The organism is Vampirovibrionales bacterium, assembly GCA_016712355.1.
GTDB lineage: Bacteria > Cyanobacteriota > Vampirovibrionia > Vampirovibrionales > Vampirovibrionaceae > JADJRF01.
Genome location: JADJRF010000005.1, coordinates 1,405,206 through 1,427,221 on the forward strand (window position 1 = coordinate 1,405,206; position 22,016 = coordinate 1,427,221).

The 22,016-nt window shown below is 54.0% G+C and carries 20 protein-coding genes and 1 tRNA gene; 12 read left to right on the forward strand and 9 right to left on the reverse strand.

Translation table 11 applies throughout. The features are described 5' to 3' along the window. Positions 1–79 precede the first annotated feature (79 nt). The gene (locus tag IPK79_07860; protein MBK8190352.1) at positions 80–2,239 is read right to left on the reverse strand and encodes a methyl-accepting chemotaxis protein; all 2,160 of its coding nucleotides are present in this window, start codon (positions 2,237–2,239) and stop codon (positions 80–82) included. Positions 2,240–2,877: 638 nt separating this feature from the next. Here IPK79_07860 and IPK79_07865 point away from each other — a divergent pair. The 6 genes from IPK79_07865 (at position 2,878) to IPK79_07890 (ending at position 11,455) form a co-directional block, all read left to right on the forward strand. Continuing rightward, entirely contained in the window at positions 2,878–3,360 is a 483-nt protein-coding gene (locus IPK79_07865) for an NAD(P)H-dependent oxidoreductase subunit E (GenBank protein MBK8190353.1), read from the forward strand. Positions 3,361–3,458: 98 nt separating this feature from the next. Further along, entirely contained in the window at positions 3,459–5,102 is a 1,644-nt protein-coding gene (locus tag IPK79_07870; protein MBK8190354.1) for an SLBB domain-containing protein, read from the forward strand. 72 nt (positions 5,103–5,174) lie between these two features. After that, positions 5,175–6,950 (forward strand): iron hydrogenase small subunit, encoded by a 1,776-nt coding sequence (locus IPK79_07875; protein MBK8190355.1) that lies wholly within the window; start codon positions 5,175–5,177, stop codon positions 6,948–6,950. A 136-nt stretch (positions 6,951–7,086) separates the two neighbouring features. Beyond that, complete coding sequence (rsmB, locus tag IPK79_07880) at positions 7,087–8,433, forward strand: 16S rRNA (cytosine(967)-C(5))-methyltransferase RsmB (protein ID MBK8190356.1); 1,347 nt, start codon at positions 7,087–7,089, stop codon at positions 8,431–8,433. A gap of 5 nt (positions 8,434–8,438) precedes the next feature. Continuing rightward, entirely contained in the window at positions 8,439–9,494 is a 1,056-nt protein-coding gene (locus IPK79_07885; GenBank protein ID MBK8190357.1) for an ABC transporter ATP-binding protein, read from the forward strand. 284 nt (positions 9,495–9,778) lie between these two features. Next, the gene (locus IPK79_07890) at positions 9,779–11,455 is read left to right on the forward strand and encodes a hypothetical protein (GenBank protein ID MBK8190358.1); all 1,677 of its coding nucleotides are present in this window, start codon (positions 9,779–9,781) and stop codon (positions 11,453–11,455) included. Here the strand turns inward: IPK79_07890 and IPK79_07895 are convergent. Further along, positions 11,449–12,657, reverse strand: coding sequence for a TIGR04552 family protein (locus IPK79_07895; GenBank protein ID MBK8190359.1), 1,209 nt, complete (start codon positions 12,655–12,657; stop codon positions 11,449–11,451). The two genes, IPK79_07890 and IPK79_07895, sit on opposite strands and share 7 nt — an antisense overlap. A 171-nt stretch (positions 12,658–12,828) precedes the next feature. On the opposite strand from IPK79_07895, the gene IPK79_07900 reads away from it, so the two are divergent. Next, positions 12,829–13,134, forward strand: a complete 306-nt coding sequence (locus IPK79_07900; protein MBK8190360.1) for a hypothetical protein — start codon at positions 12,829–12,831, stop codon at positions 13,132–13,134. Between the two features lie 76 nt (positions 13,135–13,210). Here the strand turns inward: IPK79_07900 and IPK79_07905 are convergent, their stop codons facing one another. Further along, on the reverse strand, positions 13,211–13,363 hold the full coding sequence (locus tag IPK79_07905; GenBank protein ID MBK8190361.1) for a hypothetical protein: 153 nt from the start codon (positions 13,361–13,363) through the stop codon (positions 13,211–13,213). A 331-nt stretch (positions 13,364–13,694) separates the two neighbouring features. Between IPK79_07905 and IPK79_07910 the strand changes: the two genes are divergently transcribed. Then, positions 13,695–14,186, forward strand: coding sequence for a DUF5069 domain-containing protein (locus IPK79_07910; protein ID MBK8190362.1), 492 nt, complete (start codon positions 13,695–13,697; stop codon positions 14,184–14,186). A 10-nt stretch (positions 14,187–14,196) separates the two neighbouring features. On the opposite strand, the gene IPK79_07915 is transcribed toward IPK79_07910, so the two are convergent. Further along, positions 14,197–14,280, reverse strand: a tRNA-Leu gene (locus IPK79_07915). A 50-nt stretch (positions 14,281–14,330) separates the two neighbouring features. Here IPK79_07915 and IPK79_07920 point away from each other — a divergent pair. The 4 genes from IPK79_07920 (at position 14,331) to IPK79_07935 (ending at position 17,912) form a co-directional block, all read left to right on the forward strand. Next, entirely contained in the window at positions 14,331–15,401 is a 1,071-nt protein-coding gene (locus IPK79_07920) for a mechanosensitive ion channel family protein (GenBank protein MBK8190363.1), read from the forward strand. Between the two features lie 106 nt (positions 15,402–15,507). Next, positions 15,508–16,119, forward strand: coding sequence for a cob(I)yrinic acid a,c-diamide adenosyltransferase (locus IPK79_07925; GenBank protein ID MBK8190364.1), 612 nt, complete (start codon positions 15,508–15,510; stop codon positions 16,117–16,119). A gap of 72 nt (positions 16,120–16,191) precedes the next feature. Continuing rightward, positions 16,192–16,929, forward strand: coding sequence for a class I SAM-dependent methyltransferase (locus tag IPK79_07930; GenBank protein MBK8190365.1), 738 nt, complete (start codon positions 16,192–16,194; stop codon positions 16,927–16,929). Further along, a complete protein-coding gene (locus IPK79_07935; GenBank protein ID MBK8190366.1) occupies positions 16,929–17,912 on the forward strand; it encodes a DUF4013 domain-containing protein in 984 nt (327 codons plus the stop codon). The genes IPK79_07930 and IPK79_07935 overlap by 1 nt, the downstream gene beginning before the upstream one ends. Positions 17,913–17,931: 19 nt before the next feature. On the opposite strand, the gene flhB is transcribed toward IPK79_07935, so the two are convergent. The 5 genes from flhB to IPK79_07960 all read right to left on the reverse strand — a co-directional run bounded on the left by flhB (position 17,932) and on the right by IPK79_07960 (position 22,003). Beyond that, the gene (flhB, locus tag IPK79_07940; GenBank protein ID MBK8190367.1) at positions 17,932–19,011 is read right to left on the reverse strand and encodes a flagellar biosynthesis protein FlhB; all 1,080 of its coding nucleotides are present in this window, start codon (positions 19,009–19,011) and stop codon (positions 17,932–17,934) included. A gap of 15 nt (positions 19,012–19,026) precedes the next feature. Further along, the gene (gene fliR / locus IPK79_07945) at positions 19,027–19,812 is read right to left on the reverse strand and encodes a flagellar biosynthetic protein FliR (protein ID MBK8190368.1); all 786 of its coding nucleotides are present in this window, start codon (positions 19,810–19,812) and stop codon (positions 19,027–19,029) included. A 69-nt stretch (positions 19,813–19,881) separates the two neighbouring features. Further along, the gene (gene fliQ / locus IPK79_07950; protein MBK8190369.1) at positions 19,882–20,151 is read right to left on the reverse strand and encodes a flagellar biosynthesis protein FliQ; all 270 of its coding nucleotides are present in this window, start codon (positions 20,149–20,151) and stop codon (positions 19,882–19,884) included. A gap of 16 nt (positions 20,152–20,167) precedes the next feature. Next, positions 20,168–20,902: a flagellar type III secretion system pore protein FliP gene (gene fliP, locus IPK79_07955; protein MBK8190370.1), complete on the reverse strand. Its 735-nt coding sequence runs from the start codon at positions 20,900–20,902 to the stop codon at positions 20,168–20,170. 144 nt (positions 20,903–21,046) lie between these two features. After that, complete coding sequence (locus IPK79_07960; GenBank protein ID MBK8190371.1) at positions 21,047–22,003, reverse strand: cation transporter; 957 nt, start codon at positions 22,001–22,003, stop codon at positions 21,047–21,049. Positions 22,004–22,016 lie beyond the last annotated feature (13 nt).

A 22,016-nucleotide genomic window follows, 5' to 3' on the forward strand; every position in this document is an offset into this window, starting at 1 on the left:
CGCCGACGAAAATTTAATGTAAGCGCCCCGGCAGCCGCAGGCTGGGGGCGCTTTATGCTTGGCAGAGGCGATCGCCGCCTTAGCTGGCGATGCGGAAGCGGTTGACGACGGTTTCCAGTTTTTGAGCCACGCCGGAGAGTTCTCGCGCGGCGCCTTCCAGACGAACGGCGCCGCTGCGGCTTTCGGCGCTGGAGCGCGAGACTTTTTCGACCGTCAGCGTCATATCACCCGTGCTGGCGGCGACTTCTCCCGCGCTGCGGGCGATATCGTCGGAGCCTTTGGCCAGCTCGCTCATGCTTTGCGAGATCATCTGCACGCCGACGTTGGCTTGCTGGACGCGTTGTGCGACTTCCACCGAGAGCCCGGCGGTTTGCTGGACGTTTTCGGAAACCGAGTCGGCAGCCGTTGCGACGCTGTTGACGTTGTTGCTGATTTCGTTCACGGTGGCCGTTTGCTCTTCGACCGCGCTGGCAATGGAGGTAATAAACTGGTTGACGTTGGCAATAATGCCGGAGATCTCGTTCATGGCATTGATGGCGGCATCGGTATTGCTTTGAATGCCCTCAATGCGGCGACGAATATCCTCGGTGGCTTCGCCAGAACGTTGCGCCAGCGCTTTGACCTCGTTGGCGACCACGGCAAAACCCTTGCCGGCGTCTCCTGCGTTGGCGGCTTCGATGGTGGCGTTGAGTGCGAGCAGATTGGTTTGTGAGGCGATATCGCTGATAATTTCCAGCACGTCGCCGATTTCTCGAGTGGAGGCGTCCAGCGCGTGCATGGTTTCTTTGGTGCTTTGCGCGCTCTGTTCTGCGTTGTTGGCAATTTGCCGGGCATGACTGGCGTTCTGGGAGACTTCTCCCAGAGAGGCGCTCATTTCTTCGATGGCGCTGGCGACGGTGTTAACGGAGGCGGACATTTCTTCCGCTGCGGCCGAGGCGTTTTGCATCTGATCGGATACTTTTTCGGCGGCCTGTTCCACGTCATGGATATTCTGCTCCACCTGAGAGCTGGCGGAATGGGCCTGTTGCAGGTTGGAAGAAGACTGTTCCACCGCCGCCGCCACGGTTTTAATGCTATTGTCAACGGTGGTGGTGGATTGTGAGGCCGAAGAAGAGAGCTGGCTGACTTCTTCAGCGCCTTGTTTAATTTGGGTGGATGTGGCAGACAGCGACTGAGACGCGTTCATGACGTCCTGGGCGCTGGCTTTGAGGTTGGCGACGATTTCGCGGAAGGAGACGACCATCTCGTTAAACGAGGTGCTGACGCGGCTTAACTCGTCGCGGGTGTCGACGGGCGCTTCGGCGGTCAGGTCGCCTTGCGCCACGGCGGCGGTGACGCGTTGCAGGCGGCTCACTGTCCCTGTCACAGACAGGTAAAATCCTGTCATAAAGTAGGCGACCGCTAACAGTACGCAAGCAGTAATCCATAAAGTTTGATTTAATGGCGCCCGCGTTTGCTGGATGCGCTTTTCAACAAGCTTATCAAATACCTGAATCACGTCATCGAAGAGCGGTTCCTGAGCGCTTGTCGCCAAATCAACTTGGTTGCGGAATATATGGTTGGGAGTTTGAAAACTCTGAGGACGTAAAAAGCGTTTGAGAATGTCTTTTTCCAAAGAATTCATCAGAGGATTTGTACGGACTGCATAATCTGATCGCGCTTTCTTAAGAGCAATAACGCTTTCGCTGTCCTGAGTACGGGCAATAATCCGGTCCAGATTGTCGAGCGCCTGATGCGTATTGTGAATAAAAGCATCTCCAGCCACAGGCAACTCACGGGCTGAGCGCGCGTCCAGTTGCCGGCTTGTCATTAATCCATCCACCGTCCGCTCTAAAGCCGGTAGCACTTTGACGCTTTTTACCACCTGATCATATAAAATAGTGCCTAAGTAGTAGGTGTTTTCTTCGGGGTCAAGCGTAATTTGTCCTTTATCTGCGGCGTCTTGGAGCAGTTGCGACGCAAGACTAACGGCTTGGGCTTCTTTTGCTTTCCATCCCTCTGAATTTATAAGCCTTATAAAAGGCTGTGCTTGTTCATTCAACTGGAGATCGCTTCCAAACTGTTGTTGTTTTTCCTGTACGGTTTTAGACAAGGCTAAAATATCAGCCTCTAATTGACGCAGGGTGTTGGCCCCTTCTTCATTGCTGATTTTACCTGTTTGAATTTTTTTAACGGTGAGTTCGTGCGCTAACAGTTTGAACATCAGCGACTTGAGGGGACGCATGTACTCACTTGCCATGAGTTCACTTTTAGAAAGTGTCTCGGTTGTGTTGACGAAACCGTAAAAATTCCATAAGGGTTGAGCGACTATTATCAGAAACAAAATGCCGACGATGCTAAATTTTTGAGGATATGTCAGTCGGCCGACCCCTTTTATTGCAGGCGAAAAGAACGAGTGAAACGCTCTGAACATCATCAATTTTTCTCCTGCTTGCTCTACAGCTTAAGTAGAGGCGGCTGACTCATCTTTTTACAGGCTGTTTGGCGGCATCTTTAAGGGCATTATAGGAAGTCGATTGTCTCTCCAATTCCTTCTAATGGATGATTTAGAGAATCGGGGGAATGCGGTTTGTCGCCTTTGCCACTGAGATTGGACTGGATTAGCCATTTGGGCAATGGCTTAATAGCTAATCTGTTTATCAGACGGTCTTGGGTATGATAGGAGCTGTCAACAAACCGTGACGCTGACTCTCTTCGGGCTGAATTTTCTTTGCGAATTCTCTTCTTTCTCCTCCCGTATGCCCGAACGCCGCCTCTCTCTCGGAAAATTTGCTTCTCAGGCTTGCGTCTGCGTGCTTTTGGCAGGCTTTTTGCCGAGAAAGAGGCGGTCGCGCTCCCGGCCTATCACGCCAAGCAGATCAGGAAAGGGCTCCTCGTATGACATCCCCCTCGCCTCGTCAGGAAACGCATCGTCCCGAAGTCGAAGCGCTGATCAATTTATGGAAAGATCGCCCCGGCAACCTTATTATGGCGCTCCACGAAATCGAGAAGTCGCTCGGGTATGTGCCGCGCGATATTTCCCAGCAACTGGCGCGCGGTTTGAATGTGCCCTTGGCCCAGATTTACGAAGTTCTTACGTTCTATAACTATTTTCGCCTCACGCCCCCCGCGAAAAACAAGATTCAAGTGTGTATGGGGACGGCCTGCTACATCAAGGGCTCTGGCGATATTCTCGAGACGCTCAAAGCGCAATTGGGCGTTCAGGAAGGCGAAATCACGCCGGACGGGGCGTTTGAAATTGAAAATGTCCGCTGTATTGGCTGTTGCGGGCTTTCGCCCGTGATTAAAGTGGGCGAGAAGGTCTACGGCAAAGTAAAGCCGGATGACGTGACCGCTATCCTTTCAAATTATAGCGCTTAGCTTCTTCTTACGCTCAAGAAACACGATTAAGTAAGGAAACCGCCGCGATGAAAAAGACGCTCGACGACCTGCAACGCATCAAAGCCGAACGCCAGGGTATGCAAGAAGAATGGATCAAAGTCTGTATGAGTAGCGGCGGCGTCGCCGCCGGGTCGGAAGACGTCATGGCCGCCGTTGAAGACGAGTTGGCGCAGCGATCGCTGGCCGTTAAGGCCTTGCGTAAAATGGGCTGTATTGGCTGCTGTCACGCCGATCCTGTCGTCGAAGTCAAGCCAAAGGGTGGCAAGCCCACGATTTATGAGCGCGTTACTCCTGAACAGGCGCGTGAAATCGTCGCTCAGCATTTTCAGGGCGGCCAGGCACTGGAATCTTCAACACCTACCGATGAGATGTTCCCGCACCAGGTGCGCATCGCATTGCGCAATTGCGGTATCGTAGACCCCGAATGCATCGACGACTACATTGCCCATGACGGTTACAGCGGCTTGCGGCATCTGCTGGCCGATGCGGGTCCGGCAGGCGTCATCGAAGAAATGCGCCTTTCCGGCTTGCGCGGACGCGGTGGAGCGGGATTCCCCACGTGGGTGAAGTGGAATTTTGCTAACAAAAAGCAAGCCGACGTAAAATATATGATTTGTAACGGCGACGAGGGCGATCCGGGCGCTTACATGGATCGCAGCATCATGGAAAGCGATCCGCATGGCGTCGTCGAAGGCATGATCCTCGCCGGATTCGCGGTCGGCGCCCGCCAGGGATATTTTTACATCCGCGCAGAGTATCCGTTGGCGATTGAGCGTGTTCAGAAGGCTATCGACGCTGCGCGCTCGTACGGCTTTCTGGGCGAGCGCATTTTAGGAACCGAGTTTTCTTACGATCTGGAAATTCGCCTGGGGGCCGGCGCCTTCGTCTGCGGTGAAGAAACGGCTTTGATCGCCTCTATCGAAGGCAAGCGCGGGACGCCGCGTCCACGCCCGCCCTATCCTACCGATTGCGGCTTGTGGGGCCATCCCACCGTGATTAACAACGTGGAAACCCTTTCTAACGTAACGGCGATTCTTCAGCGTGGCGGCGCCTGGTATGGTAGCATCGGCACGCCTGAATCTACTGGTACAAAAGTGTTCGCTTTGACCGGCAAAGTGAAGAACTCCGGCCTGATCGAAATCCCCATGGGCACAACCCTGCGAGAGATTGTCTTTGATATCGGGGGCGGACCCATTTCCGCCAAGCCGTTTATGGCCGTTCAAACCGGCGGCCCCTCCGGCGGCCTGATTACCAAAGAGCATCTTGATACGCCGCTGACGTATGAAAATCTCCAGAAGCTGGGCTCCATCATGGGCTCCGGTGGGATGATTGTCATTGATGAGGGCGACTGCGTCGTCGATCTTGCCAAATTCTATATTGGTTTCTGCGCTGAGGAATCCTGCGGAAAGTGCGCGCCCTGCCGCGTGGGCGGTAAGCGTATGCAGGAGATTCTGGAAGCTATCAGCGAAGGGCGCGCTCAAATGTCGGATCTTGATAAGCTCAAGAAGCTGGCGCACGCGATGCAAAAGGCCTCGCTGTGTGGCTTGGGCCAGACCGCGCCGAATCCGGTGCTGTCCACGATTCGCCAGTACGCTGAAGAATATCGTCAGCACATCGAAGATCGTACCTGTCGCGCGCGTCGTTGCGTGGCGCTGGTCAAATACCAGATGGAGCTGAAGAAGCAAAAGGCCGCCGCCGCTCCTGCGGGCGCTGCTTCCTGAGTCTGATTTTGTCTCTCCCATAATGAGAGCGTCCTGACATTTAGCCGTATGTAACTGGTAAGGAACAGAGCCATGGCGCCCACCGCAACTGCACCCCAAACCCTCACTGCCCAGATTGACGGCCTTGACGTCGCCATTCAGGCGGGAGAAACCATCCTTGACGCCGCCAAGCGCGCGCATGTCCGCATCCCTACGCTGTGTAAGCACCCGGATGTGCATGCCACCGCCGCCTGTGGTATCTGCGTGGTCAAGGTGGGTAACTCCAACAAAATGCTGCGCGCTTGCTGCACACCGATTGAAGCCGGTATGAGCATCGTGACGCAGGATCCTGAGATCGTCGAGATTCGGAAGTCAGTCGTTGAGTTAATTCTCTCCAATCACCCCAACGAATGCTTCACTTGCGGCCGTAATACCAATTGCGAACTTCAATCGTTGGCGGCGACGTTCGGCGTACGAGAAACTCCGTTTGGCGTAAAAGCCCCTGATCATTCGCGCGACGACGACTCCACCCGGTCGATCGTGCTGGAGCCTAACAAGTGTATTAGCTGCGGCCGCTGCGTTGATATTTGCCAGAATGTCCAAAACGTATGGGCGCTTTCTTTCCTGAATCGTGGCATCAATATTCAGATGGCGCCGGCAGGAGACATTTTGCTTGCCGATAGCCCGTGCGTCCGCTGCGGCCAGTGCTCTGCGCATTGCCCGACTGGCGCGATTCATGAATACGACCAGACCGACGAAGTCTGGAATATGCTGCAGAACAAAGATCTTCACGTCGTAGCGCAAATCGCTCCGGCGGTGCGCGTGGCGCTAGGCGAATGTTTCGGCCTGGAGCCGGGCGTGAATCTCACCAAACAGATTTACGCAGCCCTGCGGCGCTTGGGCTTCCATACGGTATTTGATACCAACTTCAGCGCCGATCTCACGATCATGGAAGAGGCCGCCGAGTTCGTCGAGCGCTTCGCCAACGGCAAGGGCGTTCTGCCGCTGATTACTACCTGTTGCCCTTCATGGGTGGACTTCATGGAGAAGTATCACAGCGACATGATCGCCCACTTCTCTTCATGCAAATCGCCCCAAATGATGCTGGGCGCTTTGGCTAAAACCTATTTTGCCGAGAAGCGGCAACTCGATCCCGCCAATATGCGCGTGGTGTCAGTCATGCCGTGTACCGCGAAGAAGTACGAAGTGAATCGCTCGGAAGAAATGCGCTCTTCTGGTTTCCAGGATGTAGACGTCTCGATTACCACGCGGGAACTGGCCCGCATGATTAAGCAAGCCGGTATCGACCTGCTGAATCTGGATCCAGAAGAATCAGATCATCTCATGGGTAACTATAGCGGCGCTGGAACCATTTTTGCCAATACGGGCGGCGTTATGGAAGCGGCTCTGCGCACCGCGTATTTTAATGTGACCGGTCAGAACCTCTCAAATCCTGACATTCTGGCGACCCGCGGCTTGGAAGGCGTGAAAGAGGGCGCTGTCGACGTCAACGGCACGGAAGTGCGCGTGGCAGTGGCGCACGGTCTGGGCAACGTGGAAGCCGTTATCAACCGCGTGCGCGAAGCCAAGGAAAAAGGCGAACCCTTGCCGTGGCACTTTATTGAGGTTATGGCTTGCCCTGGCGGCTGTATTGGCGGTGGCGGACAGCCCTACGGCGTGACCGACGGCACGCGCGAAAAGCGGATGAAGGGTATTTACGACGAAGATAAGTCCCTGCATGTGCGCTGTTCGCACGAAAACTACTATATTAATCAGGTTTATGATGACTTTCTCGGTAAGCCGCTCAGTGAGAAGTCGCATCATTTGCTGCATACGCACTATGTGCCGCGTCCCATGTATCTTAAATAGACACGCGTCCAGACGCTGCTCAAACGTTCTGTTCTTCTTGTCAAATCCCCGCCTCGTCTTTTCCGCAAGCGGGGATTTGGCCTTTGGGCCGTTCCTGCTAGACTGGCCAGACAATGGATAACAGGCAATGTTTTAAATGACCTTTTCTGCGCGAGAGGCGGCTTGGGAGATCCTGGAGCGTTTTGAACGCCGTACGCCCGGGCGGCGTCATCAAACGTTAAAGCTGGACGCCTGTCTGGAGCGCGTTTTCTCTTCGGCGAAAAGCGCCTCATGGCGCTCGGAAGATCGCCGTTTTTGTACAGCGCTGACGTATGGCGTATTGCGGCGCTGGCTTCCCTATGAAGCCCGTTTGCAAGCATTAAGTCAGTTTCCCTGGTCTCGCGTGGCCCCCCCCGTCCGCGCGCTGCTACGGTTAGGACTGTTTCAATTGCTGGATGGCGACGAAATTCCTCCGTACGCTGCTCTGAATGAAACCGTTGAGCAGGCCAGGCGGCGCGGCTTGTCGAAGGCTTCTATTGCCTTTGTCAATGGGATGTTACGCGCCGTCCAGCGCCAACAGGCTGCTGGCGATTGGATTCCGCCATCGTTTGAAGCGGAACCTTCTGCGCATCTGGCGCAGGTATGGAATGTACCTGAATGGCTTGGCGCTCGCTGGCTGCTTCATTACGGCAAAAGCGAAACGCTGGCCATGGCCCGAATGTTGGCCGACCCTCCGCCGCTGTCGTTACGCGTCAACACGCTTCAGACATCACCGAAGGACTTGAAGACTCTATTGATGTCAGCGGGCGTGACGTGCGCCGTATTAGAGGACGATCCGCCCGAATGTCTTACGTTGTCCGGCTTTTATGGGTCGCCTGTAGCATTGCCGGGCTTTGCGGAGGGGGCTTTTTTTGTTCAGGATCGCAACGCGGCGCGCGTGAGCCGCTTTCTTGCGCCTGAGCCGGGCGAAACCGTTGTCGATTTATGCGCGGCGCCGGGCGGTAAAACCACGCATTTGGCGGCGTTGATGGCCAATCGCGGCGTTCTGTGGGCGGTGGAATCGGTCGCCGCCAAAATGGCGCGCCTACAGGAAAACGCCACCCGCTTGGGCGTGACTATTTTACAAACGGCTTGCGAGGATGCGTTGACGTTCTCACTCCCCGATGGGGGCCGAGCCGATCGCGTTTTAATCGATGCGCCCTGTTCTGGACTGGGGACGATTCGTCGTCACCCTGATATCCTGCTACAGCTTACTGAGCGCGATCTGGCGCAGTACGCCGATAAACAGCGAGCGCTACTCGTACACGGTCTGTCGTTGTTACGAGCCGGTGGAGAGGCCGTCTACGCGACCTGTAGCCTGGATGTTACCGAAAATGGCGATGTGGCGCGCGCCGTTTTGAAGGATTGCCCGAATGTATGCCTGTTGGAAGAACGTCAGTGGCCGATTTCGTCGATGGGAGACGGTTTTTATATGGCGCGATTTCGACTCGAGCAGGTACAATAAAGCCTATGTCTGACGCCTCTTACGCCTCCGCCTCCGATGGTTCGCCCTCCTCTTCCGACGTTCTGTTTGACGTGCGCGGTTTAACCAAGCGGTTTGCGATTCTCAAAGGCTCTTTTAACCGTGAAGCTGGCGCTATACAGGCTGTCAGCGGCGTCGATCTGGCGATTCGGGCAGGTGAAACCCTCGGGTTGGTAGGAGAATCCGGCTGTGGTAAATCCACGCTGGGACGCTGCCTTCTGCAGTTGACTCGCCCGTCGGCGGGCCAAACGATTTTTCAGGGCCTTGACCTCGCTCAATTATCTGAGCGCCGCTTGCGCCCGGTGCGCCGCCAGATGCAAATCGTCTTTCAAAATCCCTATTCCAGCCTCAATCCACGCATGCGCATCGGCGATGCGCTGGCAGAACCTTTTCTGATTCACAGAATTTGTCGCGGACGCGCTTTGAGCCACGAGATTACGCGTTTACTAGACCGCGTGGGTCTGCCGAAAGATGCGGCCAATCGCTTCCCCCATGAGTTTTCCGGCGGTCAGCGTCAGCGCGTGGGTATTGCGCGCGCCATTGCCCTTAAGCCCAAGTTTATCGTCGCCGATGAGCCGGTGAGTGCGCTAGATGTCTCTATTCAAGCGCAAATCCTGAATCTGCTGGACGATCTCAAGCGAGACGAAGGGCTGACGATGTTGTTTATCGCCCATAATCTCAGCGTCATCGAATATATTAGCGATCGCGCCGCCGTGATGTACTTGGGTAAGATTGTTGAGATCGCGCCGGCCGGCGAGCTGTATCATCGCCCGTTGCATCCATATACCCAAGCGCTGCTGTCGGCCATTCCGACGCCAGATCCCACTGCCAAACGCGAGGGGCGGCTTTATCTGGAGGGAGACCTGCCCAGTCCCGCCCACCCGCCGGCGGGATGTCGTTTTCATACCCGCTGTCCGTATGTGACCGATATTTGTCGACAGGAAGAGCCCATTGCGCAGTCCCTGATCCCGGATCACCTGGTTTACTGTCATCATGCCGAGGCCTTGCTTGCCGGTCGGCAGCCTGCCAATGACGTTGCTTGAACGTGGCAAGCCATTGGGCTATTGACTGTAACAATAAATAAATATAACGCTTGCGCCGTGGGGGCGGCTGGGTATATTACGCATGTAAGACATGGCGCTTACCTGCCTTTTTCTCAGATTCTTCTCTATTCTTCTCTTTTCCATCCTTCCTTTCTTACTGATGATGCGGCTGCTCATTTATTGAGCGGCTTTTTTTTGCGGTAATTCAGGGCGTTTTGCGTTTTGGCTGGTCACCGCGTACAATCAGGGCTTACGGAGTTCGAGTTTCAGGAGACGCCCGGTTTATGTCAGACGCCGCCCCGCTGGCGCATCAGGTCGCCCAACGTATGATGCTCGGTTATGAAGGCGCACAGCCCAGTGAGTCGCTCCGCTCGTTTCTGGCGATGGGTTTGGGTGGGGTGCTCTTCTTTCGGCGGAATTTTGAGGCGTTGGTTCCGCAGACGCCTGAGGCGACCGCGCAACTGTTGGCCGATATCCGAGCTGTTTATCAAGAATCGGGCTTTGCGGCTCCGTTTTTGGCTTTGGATCAGGAGGGCGGTCTCATTGAACGTTTGCCGTATACCGTCTTCCCCCCGTCTATCAGTCCTATGGCTGTCGCGCGCGCCTTGCGCGATGACGCCAGCAATGAATTTTGCGCCGAGGTTTACGATTTACAGGCGTTTTATTTGAGTCTGCTGGGGTTTAACGTCAATTTTTTCCCCACGCTGGACGTGAATGGCGATCCTCCGAATCCCGTGATTGGCGTTCGCGCCTTTGGCGACGATCCTGACATCGTCTGGCGCTTTGCGTCGGTGGTTTTAGAGCGCATGACGACGCGTCACTTGCTGGCGGTAGGCAAGCATTTTCCGGGCCATGGCAGCGGAACGGTGGATTCCCATGAGGCTCTACCGACCTTGACGTATTCTGAAGCCGAACTCGCTCCCTTTCGGCAGGCAATTGAGGCGGGATTACCTGCCATGATGCTGTCTCACGGGTATTATCCATCGCTTCAGGACGCCGCAGGCGAAGGCCGTCGGCCTGCTTCTCTTTCCAAACGCGTTGCGCAGGGTTTACTGCGTGATGAATTGGGCTTTGATGGCGTCATTTTCAGTGATGATATGACGATGGGCGCTTTGCGCGAATTCGGTGAGCCCGTTGCGTGCGCGCTGGCGGCGTTGGAAGCAGGCGTGGATATGCTCGTTTATCGCGACTGCGGCGAGCGCGAGCGACATGTGCATGAGGCTATTTGCCAGGCGCTGCAGGACGGACGGCTCTCGATGGAGGCGCATCAGGCGTCATTGGCGCGTATTCAACGCGCCAAGTCGCGGGTGTCGTCTATCAAGCCGCAGCCGGCGCTTGCGGCTCAAGTGATGACGCCTCAGGCTATTGAGGCTGTCAGCGATTTCATCGCTATGCGGGCTCTACGGCTTTCCTCGTCTCCCGACCTGCACGAAACGCGGATTTCTTTGCCCTTAACGCCTGAAGATCTCTTCTGGTTAATCGTCCCGGACCGTCAAAGCATTGCCCATTACGCATATGAAGCCCATGATTGCGCCGGTCTGGCCGACTGGTTGGAAGCTGGCGGCTTGTACCCTCTTACCCAGATTCGATATTCACCCGCCGAGCCGGTGGCGTTGCCAGAGCCTTCCAATGAGACGCCGGATGTCATTCTCTTTGTCACGTATAATCCGCTCCAGCATCCCACTCAGGCTGCCTGTTATGAGGCCTTACGCGCGCGTTTTCCGCAGAGCGCGATCATATTGGCGCAGGCGGGCGGCCCCTGCCCAGAGGCCCTGATGCCGCAAGCCGATTTGAGAATTGACCTTTTTGGCTACCGTCCGCCGACAATTAAGGCGCTTGCCTTGGCGCTGAGTCAGGCTCCGTCGACTCCTGCGGTGCGGCCGCCTGCCCAAAAGCCGATGATGGATCCTGACGAAGAAGACGTCGAATACGAACTGGCAGAAGAAGACGCCTCCTACTGAGGCTGGATGTTCTCGCGCAGCAAAGGACCGAGCACGCGGCGTCGCGCGGTGGCGATCTGCTTTTGTTTATAGATCTGGTGGGCGCTTGCCCCATGGCGGCTTTCAAAATAGCTGGCGCGATCCAGAATCTGGATTTCATAGGGAATGAAGAACCGGGTTTCGGCTGCATCCGAGCCAGAACGGATGCGGATCAGATGACGGCATGTGATTTGTAATGAACGGTATTCGTCTGAGCTGGCGGGGTTATGGCTTTTAAAGCTTCCCCGTTCGCCGTCATCGTCACCATTCGAGCCAAATTGCCGAAACAACGCGTCCATTTCCTCTAAATCTTGCTCTCCTCGCTCAATCGCCGCTTGCAGCGCATCATATTGGGCGCGAAATCCACCCAAATCCAACAGCGTATTACGCGAACGGCTCGGAATGATATTGGGAAAAACAATGACTTGGCGATCCAGCAACGTCCGCAAAACGCGCACCGCATCGGCGCTGGTATGCGTAATAAAGCGGACGCCGACCCAGTCGGTCACGTTTTCCGCCACGTTGCCCTTTTTGCAGAGCAATTTGACCAAGGTGCTTTCGCGGGTTTTCTGGCTCTTGGCTTCAAAACCGTAGAGGCTCAAGCCTGGGGCGTTATAGAGGCCCGGCAAGGTATAGTAGCCCGCCTCGTCTTTTGACAGGGTTCGCTCAAACAGGCTGAGAATCTGCTGGCGCGCTTCCAGAAATTGCCGGTAGTATGGCCCGTTTTCAATATGCGATAACGTGTGCATCACTTTGAGAATCGCGCAGGCCCAATAGCCTTCTTGATCCTGGCGAGACGCCATCACCATCAGGTCTAGCGGGTCGGAAGACTGGGCAAGCATCCGCGGCACGGCGGCGGCGGGCGAAGCCGGCTCGCCTTTTTCTTCCCATTGCGGACTGTTTTTAAGGAATCGTTCATTGATAAACTGCGCGGCTTCCTTAAAAAGAGCCGCAACTTCCGCGCGATCGGCGGGCTGCGCGAAGTCGTACCCATAGCTCAACAAAAACCGGGCGGCGTCTTCTCGAGAGTGCAGAGGGATTGAAGTTAAATCAATCGAAGAGACCCCGTAGACGACGGCTTCAAGCGTTTCCCATGGCATGGCAAGCCCTGCCACGTCCGTGGGGTAGGTGACGGGTCTGAACTTACGGCCTTCCCTGGGAGAAGGAGGAGCGGCTTCTGTCATAACGGCGCGGGCTTCCGGTCGATGGCTCTTTCATTATAAGGGCAGCTGCTTTGTAAATCTCCCCTATAATAGGGATATCGCTTTGCGTCGCCATCTCTTACACTACAGAAGAGATTGTCTCAGGACAGATCGTTTTTTAATTGCGCGCGATTAACCGTGAGGATTTTGCTGATGACTTCCCTTCGTCCGAGCGTCGTTCCAAGCGTTCGCCCTGCGATTGTTTTCAGCTTGATGACGCTGCTCTTGATGAGCGTTCAAGCCTATGGCTACACGCCGGATCCGCAATTGTTGCGTAACAAGGGCTACTCTCCGATGAGCGTGCGCGCCATTACCCTTCAAACGGCTCACCAGCAATGGGAAACGCCTCCTGCTCCGATTCGGACGCCGTGGCAACAGGTTAAGCGCAATATTTATATCAACGACTGGGCGGGCGATTTCGACGAATTCTGCGCGACGATTATTCGCGAGCGTCAATAGCCTTCTGGCTTGCGGTTTTACGACAAACGGTCGGCTTTATCGCCGACCGTTTGCATTTTTGTCTGACTGGCCGGCGCTAAATGAGGCCGTGCAGTAACAGAACGCCTTGCGCGCCTAAAAAGCGCTCCTCGTCCTGATCCTTCTGCTTGAGGATTTCTTGCGCCAGATCCAGCATGCGATCATTGAGATAGCGATCCAACACATCATCCGAATGGAAACAATCACGCATCAATCATATCCTCCCTATAATCCGTTAAGACCGCCTCTCGCCAGACCCGCGTTGATGTCACGCGAACAGGCAGGTTCGACCTTCGCCGGATGTGACGTATTTCCCCTTACAAGTGACGAGACAGGGCGCACGGGCGCCAAAGTGATTCCTTACTAGAATAAAAACCTCGACGCTCTCAAATTTGCCTCGGATGCAACAAATCGTCATTCGCGGGGATATACTTTCAGGTGGCTTTTGACGCCTCTCGCTGTAAAGACGGCTTTTTTTGCGTGAGCGGACAGGATAGAATAAGCGGGCCGAGGTCTGTTTGACTGGAAGGAGTGATTCCCGCATGGCCGCTTTCAAGTTTTCATCTCTTGCCTTTTCCTCTGGAACGCAGGCTCCTGCGGCCCCCGATTTGGCGAAGACCCCGCCTCGCAGCCCTGGCGCAATGCTGGGCCCTTTTGTGTTGCTGCCGCGTATTCTAGACAAATGCCGCGCCACGCTTGCTGAAACCCAGGGAGATTATCAATTCAATTGTTCACTGGATCGTCGTTTCTTCGATTTTACCCGCATTGACCCGACGTTTTTCAAGGCGGAAGTGGCTGGCGGCAAGACGGATGAAGAGATGCTGGCCTGGGTGAGAAAGCATAGCGACGCGCAAGACGAGTCTAAGATTCTGGCGTGGACGTATCAAACGCGCACCAACCGTCCAGAGTCGCCCGAGCGGATGGCTCGTTTTGAAAGCTTGCGCTTGGAACTATGCCCCGATAACCCGTATGTCGAGACATGGTTTGAGCTGCTCGACGCCGACGAGGGACGCTTTCCGCCGCGTCATCGATAAGGGTCCAGATTGCCCCTGACCCGACTCGAACGGGTACAGCCGTAAAGCCAACAGATCCTAAGTCTGTCGCGTCTACCAATTCCGCCACAGGGGCAATGAGGATATGCGTCATTTTATCAGGAACGACTGCCAAGAAAGGGTTGAATGCAAAGCGATTGGCTGACCGCGCTGGATAGCGTTTTTTGGGGAAACGCCGTGCGCGTATGGATTGTCGCATTTGTCACGGCCGGCGGCGGCTATCTGCTTTTGTGGACGGCGCGAACCATCGGGGGAGGCTATCTCCAGAAACTCGCCGGAAAAACCCCGATGGAGATTGATAATTTCGTCGCCGATCTGGTTTCTTCAATCCATCCTGTCCCCATGCTGTGCGTGACGTTGTGGCTGGCATCGTCGCTGCTGCGCCTACCTCCTTCGGCGGCTCATATTTTTCAGGTTCTGCCCTGGGTTGCCTGCCTGTTGCAGTTGGCGTTGTGGGCGGGCCGTTTTGCTGACTTCCTGTTTGGTCGATATCTGGCCAGTCGCGCTAGCGAAGCCGAACGCTTGACGGCAAAAACTATGCTCGGGCCTGTTCGTGCAATTGCGATGCTTGTCTTTTGGCTCCTGTTGCTGGCTATCGGCTTACAAAATATGGGTATGAATGTCACGGCGCTTATTACGGGCCTTGGGATTGGCGGCGTTGCTGTGGCGTTAGCGGTTCAAAACACGCTTAAAGATGTGATCGGCGCGTTTTCAATCGTCATGGATAAACCTTTTATCGTCGGCGATTTTATTGGCCTGGACGATTTCTCGGGAACTGTCCAGCATATCGGGATTAAAAACACGCGAATTCGCGCCGTCGGGGGAGAAGAACTGATTGTTCCCAATGGCGACCTTCTGAAGGGTCGCATCCGTAATTTTCGGCGCATGATGGCCCGTCGGGTTTCTTTCCAGATGACGCTGGACCACGACGTGCCGATCGATAAACTCTCTGCGGCTGCGTTGCTGGCAAAAGAAGTCGTGGAGAGTCAAGGTCCTCCCGCTCGCTTCGATCGCGCCCATATTTGCGCTTTTACGCTGACGGGACGAACGCTGGAAGTGGTTTATTTCGTCGAGAGCCCCGACTTTAATCAGCACATGGACGTCTTACAGGCCATTCAGCTAGAACTCGCCCGAAAGCTGGAAGAGGCGCAGGTGATCCTGGCGAGAAACGAAAGCCTTTTGCCTCGGTCCGGTTAAAAATCCTTCTCCTCTGAGATGACGAACTCTGCATCCCGACACGGGCGTAGAAGATGGGCTCGCCTATAATGAAGGCCAAGGATCCCCTTCGGGGAAAGGATTGGCCGTGGACGCGCGTTTTAATCCATCTCAAAATGAGCCGTTTAACATGTTGCCGCCCGGCGCGTTTGAGACGTCTGCCCAGCAGCGCGGCTATATTCACGTCTATACGGGTCTGGGTAAGGGTAAAACCACGGCCTCTTTGGGATTAACGCTTCGGGCTTTGGGGCGAGGCTTTCGCGTGTTGCTCATTATGTTTGCAAAAGGCGGCGATCATTACGGTGAGTTGTTTGCGCTACGTCAATTGCGCCCGGCTATTGCTGCCCGGCTGACGGTGGTACAAGCGGGGCTGGATCGCATCGTGTTTTCAAGTAACGCCAATGCGCAAGATGCCGAAAAAATGCGCTATGGCTGGGCGTTGGCCAAACGTGCCGCCCAAGGTTTGCAGTACGATTTATTGGTAATGGATGAAGCCAATATTGCCCTGGATTTAGGGTTTATTGATCGAGAAGAGATGCTGGCTTTTTTGTGCGACAAGCCGCCTGCACTGGAAATCGTCCTGACGGGTCGTCGCGCGCATCCAGATATCCTTGCGGTTGCAGATTTGGTGAGTGATGTGCAGCCGTTGAAGCATTATTGGCAACAAGGGGTGCGCGCCCGTCCCGGAATTGAATATTAAGCCCGGCATCTGGAGGATCTTTCGTCTGAAAGTCGGCGTTCTGGGTCTGCGCTTTGCTATGATGCCCTTGATATGACGACCTCTCTTCTCAATGCTCCCTCTCGCCTGTCTCTGCCGCAAGCGTTGCCGTGGCGCAAGGTTTTGCCGCGACCGTCGCTGTGCGATCGCGACGCCTTCTTGCTGGCGATGGCGCAAGGCAAGCGCGTACTGCATGTGGGCGCAACCGATGCTCCACTGACAGAGGATCGTTTGCAAACGGGAGAATTGTTGCATCTTAAATTGCGCCGAGTCGCAAGCGCACTGACAGGCGTTGATATTGACGAGCCTTCGGTGCAACGACTGCGCGAGACGACAGGCGTCGACGATGTGCTGCTGGCGGATATGACGGATCTGCCTGAGGCGTTGAATCCTCGCTTATGCGAGCCCTTCGATCTCATTTACTGCTGCGACGTTATTGAACACGTTAGCAATCCAGGCCAACTGTTAGCCGGGTTAAGGCGTCTTTGCCCGTCCCATGGGCGGGTGGTCATTACCACGCCAAACGCCTTGAGCTTAAAAGGCGCGCTACGACCTTTCTTTTTAGGCAAAGAATTCGCCCATCCCGATCATGTTGCCTACTTTTCGTTTTCTACTCTCGCCACGCTGATGCGTCGACATGGGCTGGAACCCACCGGATATGGCGTGTTTGCTTACCCGACGCCCAATGCCTTTGCCGCCAGCGTGTTTAACGGGTTGTATCGATTGAGCCCCAGTAGCGCTGAGGGATTCTTCTTGATTGGAGAGCCCGCGACTGAGATTACAGCCCAGTAATGGCAAATAAGACGCGATTTCAGTTTAACTTCCGTCACGCGTTAGAATATCCTTTCCGCAATTGGGTTGCCTGTGTGCTGACGCCTGGCTTGGTTTATCTGGCCGTGATGATGGCGGGATTCGCGTTCAATTGTGTCATTACGTTGGTAGGCGTGCTGGTGACGTTTGTCTATTTCGGCTCAGATGGCGTCCAACAAGCGCTTCAGCCAGATGTCTGGAACCCGACTATTTGGAGTGGTGTCCGTGAGCTGATCCAGCTGAAAAGTGTGTCGGACGGATTAGACCTCTTGTCTTTACCCTTTATGCCTTCAAAAGCCTTATTTTCGCTCTTTCGCATTTTGGGACAAATTGTGTCCAGCATGACGGGAATGGTTTTCACGGTCTATTTTTATGGGTTTCAATGGCATCTGTTGGACGTCTGGAGGCGGGAGGGGTTGGATGCGCCTGGGCCCGGCGTTCGTTTGATGAAAGAGTTTTTAAAAGACGGTTGGAAACCGTTCGTTTTTTATATGGCGATTAACCTGCTTGTTCTGATTCCTGTCATGTTTATGTTTGGCGCAGCGGCGATATTAGGTGCGAACATGCCGGATACGGTCGCGTATTTTATGATGATATTTTTCGTTATAATGTTGATGGGCTGTATCGTAAGCCTTGCGCTCTCGCCTTACTGGCTGGCTCCTCTGGCGCAGAGTTCGCAAACTCGAAAATTTCGAGATTTATGGGATATTTCGAAGGCAATCCAGTTGGTTCAAGGTCGTTACTGGCGAATTCTCACGGCGATGCTTTTAAACCTCGGGATGGCGATGGGGTATTTCCTTGTGACGGCCATTTTTGGGGTTGTTACCTGTTGCCTTGGTTTTCTCGCCTCTCCCTTCTTATTGTATGGCGCATTGCCCGTCAGTTGTTTACATTTGCTTGCGCAGGCGTATAATTCTCCGCTACAGCCTCTTTCGATAGAAGACGGATCGCTGGGTTCTGTTTGACGCCCGAATATATTTGATGTTAGTCGCGCCGCTTTTTTGTTGCGCGCCGTCCGCCACGTTTGGCGAAAACCACCGCTAACACTTCGGCTACGGCGACGAATAATTCGGCGGGAATCATGGCGTCGACTTCAACCAGTTTAAACAGTGATTGCGCGAGCGGCTTATTTTCGAAGGTGGGAACGCCTGCCTCTTTTGCAACTTCTCGCATCTTGAGCGCAAAATAATCCTGTCCTTTGGCGACTACGCGCGGCGCGGGGCTGATATCGGGATCATATTGAATGGCGACGGCAAAGTGGGTGGGGTTGGTCACGACGACATCCGCCGTTTTGACGGCCGCTAACTGCCGGCGCCGCGCCATCTGGATCCCGGCTTCGCGAATTTTACGTTTAATCTGCGGGTCGCCTTCCATGTTTTTATGCTCATCTTTGATTTCCTGGCGGCTCATCCGCAACTGTTTTTCAAACTCGTATTTTTGATAGAAATAATCTACGAGACCGAGTACAAAAAAAACGGCTGAGGCCGTGATCGCTAAATTCCCGACAACCTGTAAAATAACGCCGACGGCCACGCCGGGCTCTTGTCCACTGATCCCGAGCAATTGGTCTTGCGAACTGGCAATTACCGCCCACGCGCAACCGGTAATGACTCCCATTTTTAGCAGCGCTTTGGCCACTTCGACCATCGATCGCATAGAAAACATACGCTTAAACCCTGAAAGTGGATTGATTTTATCGAGTTTTGGCATCACTGCCTTGGGCGTGATCATGGGCTTTACTTGCACCAGATTGCCCAATATCGCCATGGTTGCGATGGCAAGCATAAAGGGGAAAATCAATCCGATAATGCTTTGCGCCGCACTGATTAATAATGGCGTAAATTGTTCGGGACGAGATGCAATCACCAGTAATTGAGAATAGCTATAGCGAGTCATCCCAAAAATCGTGTTGTAAGTATAAGGTCCCACCAGTCCGAAAATTGCGGTAGCGGTCGCCAGCATAATTGCGCCGTTTAAATCCTGGCTGCGGGCGACCTGTCCCTCTTTGCGCGCATCTTCTAGCCTTTTGGATGTAGGCTTTTCGGTTCTGTTCTCAGAAGCCATTGTCGCCCCTCTCGCTTACGAGACCCGCTGGTACAGGCCCAGCAGATTTTGAATAAGCCCGGCATATTGATCTGAGAGGTAGCCGTGTAGAAACGGGGCAGAAAGAGAAATTAATAATAATCCGAGCGCTACTTTTAGCGGCAGCGCTACCATAAAGATATTCATTTGCGGCATTACCTTCGCGACAAAGGCAAGGGCAATTTCTGCAATAAACAGAATGCCGATGACAGGTAAAGCCAGCGCCAGCGCCAGTCCAAACATTTCTGCTCCAAAATGCAGAAATCGCTCGAAGAGTAAATCCAGTCGCGTTAGCCCGTTACCGATCGGTAGCCATGAAAAACTGCGGTCTACAGCGACAATGAGTCCGTGGTGGATGTTTAGACTTAAAAATGCCATAAACGCAAAAATATACAGCAATTGCCCCATCAGGGGCATGACAGTCCCGCTTTGTGGATCTAAGAGGTTAGAAATGCTTAACCCCATTTGGAATCCAATGAATTCTCCTGCCATTCGAATACCGGCGAAAATTAAATCCGCCGTGAATCCGATACACAGACCAATGACAAACTCCTGAGCCAGTAACGCGCTTAGCTGAATCAAATTGTCTGGCGCATGATAGCTTTTGGCTGCCGCATGAAGCGGAAACAACGTGAGCGTTAAGCCAATTGCGATGGCAATTTTAATCTGCGCCGGGATACTCTGACCAGAAAAAAGCGGCGAGCTAACAAGCATTCCGCTCAAGCGCGTCAAAATGAGCAGAAATGTGACGACGGTGCCAACCGTAAGGAGATTTAAATCCATCTCTAATTCTCCCTGCGCCCGACTGCGCCGTGCGTACGGCAAGCGTCTAACCCCATTCCTCTTCGTCGATTAATGCGCATAAGTCATTAATGACGCGAGTAAGCGCGCTGTATAGGTCGTCATGGTTTCTACCAGCCAAGGGGCTGTTAGCACGAATACCAGAAACGACGCCAGAATTTTGGGAACAAACGTTAGTGTGGATTCCTGAATCTGAGTGACTGCTTGAAAAATAGAGATAGCTACCCCTACTACAAGGCTGACGATTAAAATCGGCGCAGACAATAGGACCATCAACCAAATGGCTTGCTGTAGCAAATCAATTAACGTCGTTTGCGTCATGCGCCTTCTCACATTGCTAATGGAAGCCCGTCACCAATGCGCGACAAATCAACGACCAGCCATCTACCAGCACGAATAAGATAAGTTTAAACGGCAAAGAAATACTCGACGGCGGCAAAAATAGCATCCCCATCGAAACGAGAATGCTAGAGACGACCACGTCAATAATCAAGAAGGGTAGAAAAATCACAAATCCTAATTGGAAGGCCGTTTTTAACTCACTAATAATAAAAGCCGGTAACAGTACGTGCGTAGGAACATCGCCTGCGTTTCGCGGGCGCTTAAGTTTGGCGAGCCCCATAAACAGCTCGACGTCTTTTTGCTGTACCTGCTTAAACATGAATAGCCTTACTGGATCCATGGCTTTGGAGATGGCAACTTCCTGGGGCATTTTTCCTTGTAAATATGGCTGTACGGCTTGACCATTCACCTGATTGAATGTCGGCGCCATCACAAAAAACGTTAAAATCAGAGCGAGCCCTACGATTACCTGATTGGGAGGAAGTTGTGGCGAGCCGATCGCTTGCCGCGTCAGAGATAACACGATCACGATCCGCGTAAACGCGGTCGCCAGAATCACAATTGCGGGCGCCAGCGTCAGTACGGTGAGTAAGATCAGAATCTGAAGCCCGTTACTGACGGCCTGTGGGCTCGCGGCCGAGCCAACCTTGATATCCAGCGTCGGCAGTCCGATATTTTGTGCCAGCGCGAGGGGCGTCGGGTAGAACAGCGTCAGCGCCACCATGCCCATTAGAATGCATAGCCACGTCCCAACGCGTCGATTATTGAAAATCCGTAACGGAACCCCCGTCATCGCCGAAAACCCTCGCCGAAAACGCCTATTCTTCTGACGCTAGAACGCCTTGAGCGTCATTCTACCCCTCTATTATGGTCTTTAGACGCTTTGAGCACATCCCCCGCTTAAAGGAGAGAGCGTTTCTCCCTCAAATTCTTCTACATGCACCAGCACGTCCTGAATGCCCGCACCCGGCATGGCGTAAAGCGCTTGTTCCACCGCATCGGCGATTCGATGCGCCTGCTCCACGGTTAACGACGAATCCACCTGAATATGCAGATCCACGAACACGTGATGGTCCATTCCACGGCTGCGAATTTTATGACAACTGCGAACTCCCGGCACTTGAAGCGCCACGGCCTCAATTTGCTTGTCGTCGAGCGCCGCCCCGTCTACCAATGCGCCAAGATGCGCTGTAATAATGCCATATCCGGCGCGGAAAATCATCACCACAATAAAGGTTGCCGCCACGGCATCCACCCACACCCACCCCAACTGAATGGCCGCCAGCGCAATCAGTACGGAGCCCAGGCTATAGACGTCTGCCAGCGTGTGTTGGGCGTCAGCCAAAAGCAGGGGGCTGCCCAGTTCTCGTCCGCGCCGACTTTCGTAGCGCGTTACCCATAAACTCACCAGAAGCGACCCGACGACTACAGCATAATTCAACCAGGACACGTTGGGAGCGGATATCTGTGGATGGATAAAACGATTAACGGTTTCCTGCAACACATTAAAGCTTGCCAGAAACAGGAAAAACGAAATAATCATGGCGCCAAACGCTTCAAACTTACGGTGACCGTAAGGATGTTCTGGATCGGGCGGCGAGGCCGACAGTCTTATCGCGATTAAAGCGACGACATTGGAAGAGCCGTCCAGCAGCGAATGGAAACCGTCCGCAATGAGGCTGAGAGTCCCCGTCATAAACCCCAATATTAATTTGGCTCCCGCGACCAGGAAATTAAGGCCTAGTGTTACCCATAATACGCGTTTAACTTGATGGGCATTGTGCTGCGTATCTTGAGTCGGCAATTTAGGCGTTGTGAATTGAATAGCCATGGCAGAATCTTTC

Coding starts and splice junctions, on each gene's coding strand:
- IPK79_07860 (MBK8190352.1), bottom strand. CDS start 2,239: ATGGCAAGTGAGTACATGCGTCCCCTCAAGTCGCTGATGTTCAAACTG.
- IPK79_07865 (MBK8190353.1), top strand. CDS start 2,878: ATGACATCCCCCTCGCCTCGTCAGGAAACGCATCGTCCCGAAGTCGAA.
- IPK79_07870 (MBK8190354.1), top strand. CDS start 3,459: ATGCAAGAAGAATGGATCAAAGTCTGTATGAGTAGCGGCGGCGTCGCC.
- IPK79_07875 (MBK8190355.1), top strand. CDS start 5,175: ATGGCGCCCACCGCAACTGCACCCCAAACCCTCACTGCCCAGATTGAC.
- rsmB (MBK8190356.1), top strand. CDS start 7,087: ATGACCTTTTCTGCGCGAGAGGCGGCTTGGGAGATCCTGGAGCGTTTT.
- IPK79_07885 (MBK8190357.1), top strand. CDS start 8,439: ATGTCTGACGCCTCTTACGCCTCCGCCTCCGATGGTTCGCCCTCCTCT.
- IPK79_07890 (MBK8190358.1), top strand. CDS start 9,779: ATGTCAGACGCCGCCCCGCTGGCGCATCAGGTCGCCCAACGTATGATG.
- IPK79_07895 (MBK8190359.1), bottom strand. CDS start 12,657: ATGACAGAAGCCGCTCCTCCTTCTCCCAGGGAAGGCCGTAAGTTCAGA.
- IPK79_07900 (MBK8190360.1), top strand. CDS start 12,829: ATGACTTCCCTTCGTCCGAGCGTCGTTCCAAGCGTTCGCCCTGCGATT.
- IPK79_07905 (MBK8190361.1), bottom strand. CDS start 13,363: ATGCGTGATTGTTTCCATTCGGATGATGTGTTGGATCGCTATCTCAAT.
- IPK79_07910 (MBK8190362.1), top strand. CDS start 13,695: ATGGCCGCTTTCAAGTTTTCATCTCTTGCCTTTTCCTCTGGAACGCAG.
- IPK79_07920 (MBK8190363.1), top strand. CDS start 14,331: ATGCAAAGCGATTGGCTGACCGCGCTGGATAGCGTTTTTTGGGGAAAC.
- IPK79_07930 (MBK8190365.1), top strand. CDS start 16,192: ATGACGACCTCTCTTCTCAATGCTCCCTCTCGCCTGTCTCTGCCGCAA.
- IPK79_07935 (MBK8190366.1), top strand. CDS start 16,929: ATGGCAAATAAGACGCGATTTCAGTTTAACTTCCGTCACGCGTTAGAA.
- flhB (MBK8190367.1), bottom strand. CDS start 19,011: ATGGCTTCTGAGAACAGAACCGAAAAGCCTACATCCAAAAGGCTAGAA.
- fliR (MBK8190368.1), bottom strand. CDS start 19,812: ATGGATTTAAATCTCCTTACGGTTGGCACCGTCGTCACATTTCTGCTC.
- fliQ (MBK8190369.1), bottom strand. CDS start 20,151: ATGACGCAAACGACGTTAATTGATTTGCTACAGCAAGCCATTTGGTTG.
- fliP (MBK8190370.1), bottom strand. CDS start 20,902: ATGGGCATGGTGGCGCTGACGCTGTTCTACCCGACGCCCCTCGCGCTG.
- IPK79_07960 (MBK8190371.1), bottom strand. CDS start 22,003: ATGGCTATTCAATTCACAACGCCTAAATTGCCGACTCAAGATACGCAG.